At 62.9% G+C, this 12,688-nt stretch carries 9 protein-coding genes and 1 pseudogene; 6 read left to right on the top strand and 4 right to left on the bottom strand.

Features of this window, described 5'->3' with window-relative positions; translation table 11 throughout:
* Positions 1-10 precede the first annotated feature (10 nt).
* The 3 genes from AC0V7N_RS01750 to AC0V7N_RS01740 all read right to left on the bottom strand — a co-directional run bounded on the left by AC0V7N_RS01750 (position 11) and on the right by AC0V7N_RS01740 (position 5,178).
* Positions 11-1,240 carry an aminotransferase class III-fold pyridoxal phosphate-dependent enzyme gene (locus AC0V7N_RS01750; protein WP_496627671.1) on the bottom strand — a complete coding sequence of 410 codons (1,230 nt, stop codon included), beginning with the start codon at positions 1,238-1,240 and terminating at the stop codon, positions 11-13.
* A 116-nt stretch (positions 1,241-1,356) separates the two neighbouring features.
* Entirely contained in the window at positions 1,357-2,919 is a 1,563-nt protein-coding gene (locus tag AC0V7N_RS01745) for an ABC transporter substrate-binding protein (RefSeq protein ID WP_475460159.1), read from the bottom strand.
* Positions 2,920-3,003: 84 nt separating this feature from the next.
* Positions 3,004-5,178: a dehydrogenase E1 component subunit alpha/beta gene (locus AC0V7N_RS01740; RefSeq protein WP_475454149.1), complete on the bottom strand. Its 2,175-nt coding sequence runs from the start codon at positions 5,176-5,178 to the stop codon at positions 3,004-3,006.
* Between the two features lie 346 nt (positions 5,179-5,524).
* On the opposite strand from AC0V7N_RS01740, the gene AC0V7N_RS01735 reads away from it, so the two are divergent.
* Positions 5,525-5,803 (top strand): type II toxin-antitoxin system ParD family antitoxin, encoded by a 279-nt coding sequence (locus AC0V7N_RS01735; protein WP_475454147.1) that lies wholly within the window; start codon positions 5,525-5,527, stop codon positions 5,801-5,803.
* On the top strand, positions 5,800-6,099 hold the full coding sequence (locus AC0V7N_RS01730; protein WP_475454145.1) for a type II toxin-antitoxin system RelE/ParE family toxin: 300 nt from the start codon (positions 5,800-5,802) through the stop codon (positions 6,097-6,099). The genes AC0V7N_RS01735 and AC0V7N_RS01730 overlap by 4 nt, the downstream gene beginning before the upstream one ends.
* Positions 6,100-6,133: 34 nt before the next feature.
* Here the strand turns inward: AC0V7N_RS01730 and AC0V7N_RS01725 are convergent, their stop codons facing one another.
* Positions 6,134-6,913: a helix-turn-helix transcriptional regulator gene (locus tag AC0V7N_RS01725; RefSeq protein ID WP_475454143.1), complete on the bottom strand. Its 780-nt coding sequence runs from the start codon at positions 6,911-6,913 to the stop codon at positions 6,134-6,136.
* Positions 6,914-7,055: 142 nt separating this feature from the next.
* Here AC0V7N_RS01725 and AC0V7N_RS01720 point away from each other — a divergent pair.
* The 4 genes and pseudogenes from AC0V7N_RS01720 (at position 7,056) to AC0V7N_RS01705 (ending at position 12,658) form a co-directional block, all read left to right on the top strand.
* A pseudogene (locus AC0V7N_RS01720) lies at positions 7,056-9,184 on the top strand (hydantoinase/oxoprolinase family protein).
* A 12-nt stretch (positions 9,185-9,196) separates the two neighbouring features.
* Positions 9,197-11,401 (top strand): hydantoinase B/oxoprolinase family protein, encoded by a 2,205-nt coding sequence (locus AC0V7N_RS01715; protein ID WP_475454141.1) that lies wholly within the window; start codon positions 9,197-9,199, stop codon positions 11,399-11,401.
* On the top strand, positions 11,398-11,883 hold the full coding sequence (locus AC0V7N_RS01710; protein ID WP_475454139.1) for an acetone carboxylase subunit gamma: 486 nt from the start codon (positions 11,398-11,400) through the stop codon (positions 11,881-11,883). The genes AC0V7N_RS01715 and AC0V7N_RS01710 overlap by 4 nt, the downstream gene beginning before the upstream one ends.
* A gap of 13 nt (positions 11,884-11,896) precedes the next feature.
* The gene (locus tag AC0V7N_RS01705; protein WP_475454137.1) at positions 11,897-12,658 is read left to right on the top strand and encodes a glucose 1-dehydrogenase; all 762 of its coding nucleotides are present in this window, start codon (positions 11,897-11,899) and stop codon (positions 12,656-12,658) included.
* Positions 12,659-12,688 lie beyond the last annotated feature (30 nt).

Genomic DNA, 12,688 nt, shown 5'->3' with positions numbered 1-12,688 from the left:
TAGTGCCTGCTCACGCCACCTGCGCTGCGGCGGTCATGCCGGCATCGGCGGCCTGCAGCGCCAAGTCCACGTCCTTCGCGGTGTGCGCGGCGCTCAGGAACATGTTGTGCCGGGGGTGGAAATAGGCGCCCTCGCGCAAGGCAGCAGAGCAGAAAGCATCGGCCTTCTTGAACTCGGCATCGTCGTCGAACAGCACCATCGGCATCGACACCGGCCCTGTCTGGCGAAGCGAAAGGCCATGCTTCTTCGCCGCCGCATCGAGGCCCGAGCGCAATCTCTCACCGGCCGCATTCATGCTTGCGATCGCATTGGTGTCGCGCAGCGTCTTGATGGTGGCGATCGCGGCAGCCATGGCAACGGCGCCATACCAGAACGACCCCGTCACATAGACCTTGGTTGCGGCCTCGCGAAAGCGGTCGGTGCCGGTGATGGCGGCGAGCGGATAACCGTTGGCGATCGCCTTCGAGAAGGCGGAAAGGTCGGGCCGTACACCGAGCGGCTCCCAGCTACCGGCGAGATCGATGCGGAATCCGGCCCTGACGTCATCGACGATGAGCGCTGCGTCGGCGGCGGAGGTTAGTTCACGCGCGCGCTTGGCGAAGGCGGCGGTCGGCAGTTCCTGGTCGCGGGCGATGTCGTGGCGGAAAGCGGTGACGACGACAGCGGCAAGGTCGTTGCCGGCCTGCTCGACGGCGGCCTCCAGGCTGGCGACGTCATTGTAGTCGAAATGGATCAGATGGGCGCGATCCTCGGCGGTGACGCCGGCGAGCGAGGGCGTGCACCACGGCACGGCGCCATGGTAGGAGCCACGCGCCACCAGCACCTTGCGCCGCCCGGTGCCGGCGCGCGCGATGGTCACGCAAGCCGTGGTGGCGTCGGTGCCATTCTTCTGCAGCATCGCCCAGTCGGCATGGGCGACGGTCTTGACCAGCAGCTCGGCCAGTTCGACCAGCACTTCACCCGGGCCGTTCATCGCATCACCGAGGCTGCGCTGCCGCGCCGCCGCTTCTTCGACCGCCTGGTGATGATGGCCGAGAATGTTCGGACCCCAGCTGCACATCAGGTCGATGTATTCGCGGCCATCGACATCCCAGACCCGGCAGCCATCGGCGCGCTCGAAGAACTGCGGATAGGCGGAGCCGAGATAGCGGGTGGCCATATGGCCCCACATGCCGCCCGGAATGACCGAGGCCGCGCGCTCACGCAGCAATTGGTCCTTGGAGTTGATCAGGGCAGGCATGTGAAGTCTCCACTCATTGATATATCATATATTGAGGCTGCTGGAAGAACAGGATTTCCCGTCTTCCAAAGTAGGAGAAACGGGAGGCGGTTGGCCGCCTCCCGCAATCTGTTGGCTCAGTGGCTGAGTTCGGCCAGCGGCAGGTTGCAGCAGGCGCTGTAGCGCACGCCCTTGACGTCGGACTTGTAGGCCAGGATCAGGTTCGGGCTGACCAGCGGCAGGATGATCCTGTCCTTGATCATCTCCTCGCCGACCTGGTGCCACAGCTTGGCGGCCTCGTCGCCGCTTGCCGCCAAAGCTGCCTTGTAGAGGTCTGCTTCTTTCGGGTTGATAACCGACGGGTCGCGCTCCGCCCCCGCGCGCCGCGACCATGGGCTGCCCTTGGTCATGGCGAAATAGTCGACATATTGCGAGGTGCCGTAGTAGTCCGGCGCATAGAACACCGCCGTCATCGGGATGCCGTCGCCGTTGACGCGCTCGCGCCAGTTGGCGAAGGGGATCGGCTGCAGGTCGAGCTTGATGTTGGCCTTGGCCAGATCCTGCTGGACCTTCTGCATCAGCAGCGACAAGTCGACGCCGTAGACGTTCATGCCGGGGAAAGCCGCTTCCATCTCGAAACCGTCGGCATGGCCGGCCTTGGCCAGCAACTCCTTCGCCTTGGCGAGATCATAGGGCTGCGCCTCGAAACCCGAACCGCCGGGGAAACCGAGCGGAATCGGCGCGCTGATCAGCTGACCCTCGGAGCCGATGGTGAAGTCGAGGATGCTTGGGCGGTCAAGCGCAAGCGAGATCGCCTCGCGCACCTCAGGTGTCAGCGGCACCTTGTTGGCTTTGGCGCCGGGCGACAGCGCGACATAGATGAAGTTGTAGGACGGCACGGTCTCGATCTTGACGTCGCTGCCGGTCATCGTCTTGGCCGTATCCGGGTCGATCTGCATGGCGATGTCGGCGGTGCCGCTCTGCAGCATCTGCGCTTGGGCCACCGCGTCCTTGGTCTGGCGGATGACGACTTCGCTGAGCGCCGGCGCGGTGCGCCAGTACTTGTCGTTGCGCACCAGGCGCAGCTCCGAATTCGGCTCATAGGATTTCAGCACGAACGGCGCGCTGCCGGCCGAATGCGCCAGGAACCAGCCTTCCGCATTGTCCGTCGTCGAGGCGTCCGCACCGGCCTTGGCGCCGGCTTCGGAAGCGACCTTGCTGTTGACGACGGCCGTGTAGGGCGCCGCCGCGATGTTGAGGAATTCCGAGCTCGGCGCCACCATCTTGACGACGACCGTATGCGCGTCGGGGGTTTCGATCGAGGCGACATTGTCCATCAGGAAGGATGCGCTGCCCTTGAGGTTCTTCAGCCGCTCCCACGACCATTTCACGTCCTTGGCTTCGACCGGCGAACCGTCGGAGAATTTGGCGGCCGGGTCGAGCGTGAAGGTGAAGCTGGTCTGGTCGGCATTGCCTTCCCACTTGGAAGCCAAGAGCGGGATCAGCTTGTTGTCCTTGTCCAGCGTCAAGAGCGATTCATAGACGCTGGAATTGTAGATCTGGCAGGTGTCGCAGAAGGCGCGGTGCGGATCGAGCGAATTGAGGTCGATGTTGCGGGCGATGACCAGTGGCTTCTCGTCCTGCGCGAAGCTGGCCGGTGCCCAGAAGGCACTGCTGGCCATAAGCACGGCCGCCAGCATCGTTGCCCTGGTCTTGTTTCTCGGTAGGATCGTCATGTTCATTCTCCCATTTTCTTGTCGGATCTTCGTGGCAATGCGTTCGCTTTACCCGCTCACGCCGGTGAGGGATCGAAGCGCGGCCTTGAGCTTGTCAGCGCCGCCCAGTGCGGCCCGGTTGAGCGGGGCCGATACGACGGGAGCCGAAAGGCTGCCCGTCACATGCAGGATCTCGTGATCGAGATAGTCGAACACGCGGTCCTGAATCTCCTGTGTCAGTCGTCCGCCGAGTGACAGGCCGCGCTGCACCTGCTCGACGACGGCGACCCGGTTGGTCTTGCGGATCGAGGCTTCCACCAGCTTCCAGTCGAGCCCGGTCGGGTCGAGGCTGCGCAAATCGATGATCTCGGCATCAACACCAGTCTCTTCGGCCACCTGCATGGCGACGGACACTATGCTGGCACTGGTCAGCAGCGTGCAGGCGCTGCCCGGCCTGACGATTTTCGCCTTGCCCAGCCGCACGCAATAGTCGCGGTCGTCGGTCGGAACAGGGCCTTCGCTGGGGAACAATTCGACGTGCTCGATGATGACGACAGGGTCGTCGCATTTCAGTGCCGAGTTCATCAGGCCGATATAGTCGAAGGGTGTTGTCGGTGCGACGATGCGCCAGCCGGGATAGAGCGCGAACAGGCCCGATGGATCGCCCGAATGCTGCGAGCCGTAGCCGGTGTGCGGCGAGACGCGGACCCTGACCACGATCGGCACGGGGAAGCCGCCGCCGAACATGTGCCGCACCTTGCTCACCGCATTGAACAGCTGGTCGGCAGCGACCAGGCAGAAGTCGCCGAACATGATCTCGACGATCGGCCGCAGGCCGCAAAGCGCTGCACCCAATGCCACGCCGACAAAACCGTTCTCGGCGATCGGCATCGCCAGCACGCGCTCCGGCCAGCGCTCCAGCGCGCCCTTGGTTGCGCCGGAAACGCCGCCGCGCAGACGATGCACATCCTCGCCCATGATGATGATGCGCGGGTCCTGTTCCATGGCGCGCGCGATCACCTCGGACGCGGCAACCATGAACTTGACCGGCCTGGTCTCGGCCGGCGGCACGTCCTCGATCTCAAGGAAGCGCTCGTCCTTGAGTTCCGACAGGTCGCCGCGAATCTGGTTGTCGACTTCGGCCGCGTCCGGCCAAAGATGGTCGGGAATGCGCAGCGCGTTGCCGCTCATCTCGGTCAGCGAGTCCGCGGCGGTGTTGACCACGTCCATGACGCGTTGGTCGAGCGTGGCGAGATCGGAGGCATCGAGAATGCCCATGGTCTTCAGCCGCGCCGCCATCGTGGTGAGCGGGTCGCGTGCCTTCCAGGCATCCTCCTCGGCGCGCGTGCGATAGCCGAATTCGCTGCCCGGCCGCGCGCCGCTCTGATGCAGAAAGCGGTAGCAGAGCGCCTCGACCAGCACCGGCCCGCCCTCTTCCTCGATCACCCGACGCGCCTCGCGCATGGCGTGGTGGACCGCCACCACATCCATGCCGTCGCACTCGATGCCGCGAAAGCCGAGCATCGGTCCGCGCGAGGCGAGTCGCGTCTCGCGCGTCTGTTCGTTGACATGGGTGGAGACGGCATAAAAATTGTTTTCGGCGAAGAAGATCACCGGCAGCCGGTAGAGCGCGGCAATGTTCATTGCCTCATAGGCCGGTCCCGCCATCATCGTGCCGTCGCCGAAGAAGGCGACCGAAATGTTGCCTGTGCCGAGCAATTTGTCAGCCAGCGCATAGCCTGCCCCATGTGGCAGGTTGCCGCCGATGATGGCGCTGGTGCCTGGAATGCCGGAGGCGTCGTCGCGCATATGCATCGAGCCGCCACGCCCCCCGCAATAGCCTGCGTTGAGCCCCATGATCTCGGCCATCAGGCCGCGCACCGACCCCTGCATGTCCGGATTGAAAGCGTCGTGCAGCGGATCGAATTTTTCAGGCGTCTGCGCGTTGACGAGCTTCGCCAGCACCTGGTGGTGGGCGCGATGCGTGCCGTTTATGCGGTCGCCAGTGCCAAGCATCGACATGGCACCGACCGCCGTCGCTTCCTGGCCGATGCTGGCGTGTGCGGGCCCGTGCACCAGCCCGGCATTGGCGAGGTCGAGCACCTTTTCCTCGAACCGGCGGATCAGCAGCATCTGGTGATACCAGCGCACGAGGCTCGACACCTCGGCGGCGTTCCAGTCCGAATCATCGACGTCGAGCCGCAACCAGGGCGCCGACGGCTGGATCGCTGTCTGCTGGACCATTTCAGCTAGTTCCGTTCTGGTAGATGATATATCAAATATTTTCTCGGTCGATTGTATCAGGCAATTTTCTGGACGTGACACTGGCTTACGGGATTCGGCAACAAATGGAATTAAATTTCATTTTATGCGCGGGGCCGAGACTAAGCTGGGATGGCGCGGTTCCGCAAGAGGAATTTTGAGACGATCGGCAGGTCATTCCGGTCTTGAAAACCGCATGCCGGATGAAAGCGCGCTATGCCCTTGACCGCGGCGAGCATGTCGGCATCCTGTTGGATGACGGGCATTGAATTTCAGGTGCGATCCTTTTTCGGTATGATATTATCACACCAATTTTATAGGAGCGATCATGGCCGCCACCGAAAAACGCACCTTCAGCCTGCCAACGGAGCAGGCTGCTTTCATCGACCGTCTCGTTGAATCAGGAACCTATGCGACCAGCAGCGAAGTGATCCGCGCAGGGCTTCGCGCCCTGCAGGAGCGCGACGCTGCCGTCGAGCGCTGGCTACGCGAGGAAGTCGTCCCGACCTATGACGGATGGAAGGCGGACCCTAACGGGATCTCGCGGGAAGAGATGGCAGAGCGGGCGCGCAAGCGCCACGAAGCGCGCATGCAGAGGGATGCGTGAAGCAACGGGCTGTCATTTATGCCGCCAAAGCCGGCGACGATCTCGACTGGATCTACGACACCATTGCGGACGCCAGCAGCGCCTTCACGGCTGATCGCTACGATCAACGCATAAGGGCATTCTGCGAAAACCTTGACTACGGCTCTGAGCGAGGTTCGCGTAGGGACGACCTGCGGCAGGGGCTTCGCGTAATCGGATTTGAGCGCCGCGTCACCGTTGCTTTCATCGTGGAACCTCACCAGGTGGTGATATTGCGCGTGTTCTACGGCGGAGCCAATTGGGAGGATGAGCTCTAATCTGCAGTAAACCGCTTGGCTCTCCGAACTCCGGCTATTGGTCCGCCCGGTGCTGAAAAAACTGCAGGAACAGTTCCCGCTCGGTGGTGATGTCGAGCTTCTCGTAGATGCGTCGCCGGTGGTTCTTGACCGTGCCGACGGTGATGCCGAGGCGCTCGGCGATGTTTGCCGTTGGGTGGCCGGCCAGGATCAACTGCACCAGCTCGCGCTCGCGCAGCGACAGTTCCGGCCACAGGCTCATCGGTATGGTCGGCTCCTGCCGCGGCGAAGCGCCGGGGCCGGTCGGCGCTGACGTGCGGAAGAACTCGCGTCCGCGCGCCTTGATGTCGAGCGCGTGCAGCGCCTCGAACACCGGCAGCCGCTCGTCCAGCAAGGCGATCTCGCTGTCCTTGAACGCACCGGTCGAGCGATCGAGGAAGATGCCCAAGCACCAGTCGCCGCCATCGGCCAGCATGATCCCGACCTCGTCGCAGATTTCCGACTGCGCCAGGAAGCCGGCTATGTACTGGCCGCGCTTGGCCTCATCGTCGGCGAGCCGCTTAAGCGGCATGATGCCCAGCCTGCGCTCGCGCCGCCACGAGGCATAGAACGGGTCGAAGACATAGTAATTGTCGAGATAGCGCCGGACCATCTCATCGGAGAAGCGCCGGTGCTTGACGAATTCCGGTGTCTGCGTCGCCGAATAGCGCGTCACCGTTACCAGGTCATGGTCGATATCGGCGCCGATCAGATCGATCAGGCAATCGACATGCCTGTCCGTGCCGGTGGCGGCAATCGCCCTGGCGAGCGGCGCCCAGATGGTCCCCATGCGCATGCCCTCTTCTCGGCGATCCCGGCCCGACCGTCATTGTGTCTTTAGGCATATGGCGCGAAGCCGCCTGTCGAATCTAGCCTTGCGTCAACATAGACCCAATCCCGAGGCGACCGTGACCCAACCCCATCCCTCTGCCCCGATAATCGGCAACCCGATCGTCATTGGTATCGACGCCGGCGGCACCATGACCGACACGATCCTTGTCGATCAGGACGGCCACTTCAAGATCGGCAAATCGGCGACCACGCCCAGAACGAAGCGGAAGGCTTCCTGGCATCGGCCGAGGACGCGGCGGATGCCTGGGGTATTTCATTGGAATCGCTGTTTTCCGGCGTCAACGTCGTGCTCTATTCCGGCACCGGCATGCTCAACACGCTGCTGTCGCGCACCGGCCGTCGCCTCGGCCTGATCACCACCAAGGGCCTGGAAGACATGATCCTGATGGGCCGCGGTCTGCAGGCCTGGGCCGACTATTCCTATGCCGACCGGCTGCATGCTGTCACGCACCACCATCCCGATCCGCTGGTGCCGCGCCGCCGCACCCATGGCGTCACCGAACGCGTCGACCAGTTCGGCGACATCGTGCTGCCCCTCTATGAGCATGAAGTCGCGACTGCCGCGAAAAAACTGATCGCCGACAAGGTCGAAGCGATCTGCATCATGACGATCTTCTCGCACGTCAATCCGGTGCACGAAAAGCGCATTGCCGAAATCTGCCGCGAGGAGATCGCAAAGGCCGGCGCCGACATCCTCGTCTACACCAGCCACGAGGTCCGCCCGGTCATCCGTGAGCAGTCGCGGCTGAACTCGGTGCTGATCGAGGCCTATGCCACCTCGCGCGGCCGCAAGCAGCTCAGGGGTATCGAGGATGTCTCGAAGAAATACGGCTTCAAATACGGCGTGCAGACACTGCTTTCCTTCGGCGGTCTGACATCGATCAATCATCCGCGCCTGCACGAGACCATGATCTCCGGCCCGATCGGCGGCATCCTGGGTGCGGCCTATGTCGGCAAGCTGATCGGCAACGACTCGCTGATCTGCTCGGACATGGGCGGCACCTCGTTCGACATGGGCGTGATTTCGCGCGGCCAGACGCGAATCGAAAACGAGCCGCTGATGGATCGTTTCAAGCTCAATGTGCCGACGCTGCATCTCGACACGATCGGCGCCGGCGCCGGCATGATCCTCAAGGTCGACCCGCTGACCAAGAAGGTCTCGCTCGGGCCGGAAAGCGCCGGCTCGGATCCCGGCCCGATCTGCTTCGCCAAGGGCGGCACGGAACCCACCATCGCCGATTGCGACGCCATCCTCGGCCGCCTCAACCCGTATTATTTCCTCGGCGGCAAGGTCGTCTTGCAGGTCGAGAAGGCGCGCAAGGCCTTCGAGGAAAAATGCTCGAGCATCCTTGGCGTTGGGGTCGAAGAGGCCGCAGAAGGCATGATCGACATGTTGGAGGCCGACGCCAACAACGCATTGCGCCGCGTCATTTCCGGCCAAGGCATCCATCCTTCGGAATTCACGCTGCTCTCTTATGGCGGCTCCGGTCCGCTGCATCTGGCCGGCTGCTCGAGGGGCATCGGCTTCAAGGACATCATCACCTTCCAGTTCGCCGCCGCCTTCTCCGCCTTTGGTTGCACCACGGCCGACTTCATGCGCCGGCATTCGGTGTCGACGCAGCACGACATCGGCGCACGCGCCAGCGATGACGAACTGCTCGCCTTCGGCAAAAAGGTCACCAATGTCTGGAACGACCTGACCAAGGCAGCGGTCGACGAGATGATCACCGACGGTCATGCGCGCGACAAGATCAAGACCGTACCGTTCCTGATGATGCGCTATACCGGTCAGCTCGAGGACGTCGAAGTCATGGCGCCGCTTGCCGAGATCAATTCGGCCGACGACATGCGTAGGGTTATCGACGAGTTCGAGGCGGTTTACGCCAAGGTCAACCACCGCGTGTCGCGTTATGGCGAGGCCGGCTTCACAATCACCGAACTTGGCCTCATCGCCACCGCCGACAAGGTCAAGCCGGTGCTGCTCAAGCGCCCGCTCGGCAAGTCCGACCCGGCAGCCGCCCACAAGGGCGTGCGCGAGGCCTATATTGGCGGGCGCTGGCACAAGGCCAACCTCTACGAGATGGATCTTCTGCAGCCCGGCCATGAGGTGATTGGCCCGGCCATCATCGAACATCCCGCCACCACGCTCGTCGTTCATCCGCAGGACCGTGTCCATGTCGATGAATGGACGCTGCTGCACTACACCCACGCTTGAGAGGGCACCGCCATGTTGGACAAACCTGCTTCGGCCCTGCGCCTTCGCGAAAGACTGCTCGATTCCGAGCGGCTGATGGAAGAGACCGGCTGCTATGACGGCATCACCGAACTCACCTTGCGCAACCAGGACCCACTGAAATTCGAGACGCTGCACACCAAGCTACGCGCCTATTGCGTCTCGGCCCGCGAAATGGCCCGCCGCATCTCGGCTTCGCCGGGCGTGCGCGAAGTCGGCGAAATGGTGGTCGCCATCTACACCCCCGAAGGCGATGCCATCGCGCTCTCCAACGGCATCATGGTCCACGTTCACACGATGAGCCGTTTCATCAAATGGATGATCAAGAACAACTACGAGGAAAACCCGAAGATCCGCGAAGGTGACATCTTCGCCAACAACGATGCCTTCATCGGCACCGTGCAGGTGCCTGACGTGATGGACGTGGTGCCGATCTTCCATGAAGGCACACTGGTTGGCTGGGCCGGCGCGGTCTGCCACGAACTGGAAGCCGGCGGCATCACGCCCGGCGGTGACGTCTGCCTGGCGCAGGAGCGCTTCACCGAAGGGCTTTTCGTCTGTGCCGAGAAGATCGGCGAGAACGACGAGATCCGCCGCGACTATGTCATCCGCTGCGAACGCAATCTGCGCATGCCGATCTACTGGGTGCTCGACGAGAAGGCCAAGGTCGCCTCCTGCATCGACATGCGCGAGAGCGTCAAGCAGCTGATTTCCGAGATCGGCCTCGACTATTGGATGAAGGTGTCGAAGGAGTTTATCGAGGAGGGCCGCCGTGCCCAGCTCGCCCGCACCCGCCAGCTCACTGTGCCCGGCATCTATCGCGGCCACACCTTCTATGGCCACGTCACGGCGGGCAAACCCGGTTTCCAGCTGCTCGGCGATCCCGACTGGCTCTACAACATTCCGATCGAGATGGAGATCACCACCGACGGCAAGATCACCATGGACTTCGAGGGCACGCAGCCCTGGGGCTACCATTCGATGAACTGCACGCCGGCCGGCATGGATGGCGGCATGTTCGTCACCTTGACCCAGCACATGAATTTCGAAGGCCTGGTCAATGACGGCGCCTGGATGGCGACCGAACTGAAACTGCCGCACGGCACCTGGACCAACCCCGACAACGAGATGGTGGCGACCGCCACATCATGGGCGCTGCTGCTGCCGGCCTATGGCGTCTTCCAGCGGCTTTTGTCACGAGGCTTCGTGGCGCGCGGTTTCGTCGAGGAGGCCTTTGTCGGCCAGGTCAACAGCCCGATGATCGAGATGGGCGGCGAGAGCCAGTATGGCACGCCGTTCGGCATGGCGCATTTCGAATGCGCCGCCGCCGGCTCCGGTGCGCTGGCCATCGCCGACGGTCTCGACACCGCCTATGTCGGCTGGAATCCGGAATCCGACATGGGCAACATCGAGGTCTGGGAACAGTCGATGCCGATGGTCTATATCGGCCGCTCGATCGTGCCCAATTCGGGCGGCGCCGGCAAATATCGCGGCGGCTGTTCCTTCGTCTCGACCTGGCTGATCAACAAGACCTCGCATCTGCGGCTCCACACTTCCGAACACTCCTCACGGGTCTTCGACAATGGCGGCATGTGCGGCGGTTATCCGGCGCCGACCTGCCAGAAGCATCGCGCGGTGCGCAACTCCAACGTCCATGAGCTGGCGGCCAAAGGCGAACCGCTGGCGCATGCGCCCGGCATCGACCCGCATGTCTCCGACTATGAGCGGAACATCGGCGGCGACCATGTTGTGGTCGAAGGCCCCTACATCACCGCGCCGCACAAATCCGGCGACATCTTCAGCCATTCCTACAATGGCGGTGGCGGTTACGGCGACGTGCTGGAGCGCGATCCGATCAAGACGGCCTGGGATGTCGAGAACGGTTTCCTCACCCGCCAGGCGGCCGACCAGATCTTCGGCATCGTCTTGAAAGACGACGCCGAGGGCTATCCGGTTGCCGATATCGACGCCACAGTCGAACGCCGCGCCGCCATGCGCAAGCAACGCCTGGCAAAGGCAATTCCCGTTTCCGACTGGATCGCCGCCGAGCGTGGCCTCGTCGAGAGGGCCGACTTCGCCCCAGAGGTGAAGAAAATGTACGCCAGCGCGATCAAGCTTTCCTCGCGCTTCACCAGGGATTTCAGCGATTTCTGGGACGTCGACGCCAAATCGATCTTCATACCGGGAGCAAAGCCATGACCTCGTACAGCAAGGAAGTCCTTGCCGATCTGGCAGCCGGCCAGCTGCCCTGGCCGCAGACAAAGCGCATCATGAGCGCCTACAAGGACGATGACCGCTTCTTCAAGATGGTCGCCGTCTACCAGGACCGCGTTGCCTGGAAGGACCCGATCCTGCTGCCGGTCTCGGATCATCTCTTCATCTGCCAGAGCGGCGATGAGCGGATCACCCGCTGCGAATGCGGCCATTCCTTCGGTGACTACCGCAAGAACTGGAAGCTCAAGGCCGCGATCATCGTGCGCAACACCGAGGAAGCGTTGCGCGAGATCTACCCGAACAGCGATATTCCAGACCCGCAGTGGATGGAGATCCGCGAATTCATCTGCCCGGAATGCGGCACCATGCACGAGGTCGAAGCGGCCGCCCCCGGCTATCCCATCGTGCATGATTTCGAACCCGACCTCGAAGGCTTCTATCGCGAATGGCTGGGCAAACCACTCTAGGGGTTTCGATCTTGTGAACCGCGTCGCAGGCAAGGTAGCGCTCGTCACCGGGGCCGGCATGGGCCTCGGGCGGGCGGCTGCGTTGCTGCTGGCGGCCGAGGGGGCAAAGCTCGTCGTCAGCGACATCGATGAGACGGCTGCCCGGGAGACGGCCGACCTGATCGGTAAGGAAAGTCTTTTCCATCGTCACGACGTTTCGAATCCCGGCGACTGGTCGCCGGTGATGGCGGCGGTCGAGCAAAAATTCGGCCGACTCGACGTGTTGGTCAACAATGCCGGCATCGCCATTGCCAAAAACATCGAGGACACCTTGCTTGAGGAATGGCGGCGCACCATGGCCGTCAATCTCGACGGCGTCTTCTTCGGTTGCCAGCACGGCATCGCCTTGATGAAGCAATCGGGCGGTGGCTCAATCATCAACCTGTCGTCCATCGACGGCATCATCGGCGAGGCCGATCTTGCCGCCTACTGCGCCTCCAAGGGCGGCGTGCGCACGTTGACCAAGGCGGTCGCGGTGCACTGCGCCGAGAAGCGCTACGGCATCCGCTGCAACTCCATCCACCCCGGCTACATCTGGACGCCGCAGACAGAGAACTATCTGCGCGACCTCGGCAAGCTCGAGCAGGAAAAGGCCAAGGCCTTGGCCCGCCATCCCATAGGCTTCCTCGGTGAGCCCAACGACATCGCCTACATGGTCCTCTACCTCGCCTCGGATGAATCCAAATTCGTCACCGGCTCCGAAATGGTCGTCGATGGAGGCTACCTTGCCGTCTGAATTTCCGATCTCGTCAGGCCTTGTTGCCTG

Source organism: Mesorhizobium kamtschaticum, from assembly GCF_056174585.1.
The sequence above is the reverse complement of the archived record's forward strand: the minus strand, read 5'-3'. Positions and strand labels throughout refer to the sequence as shown.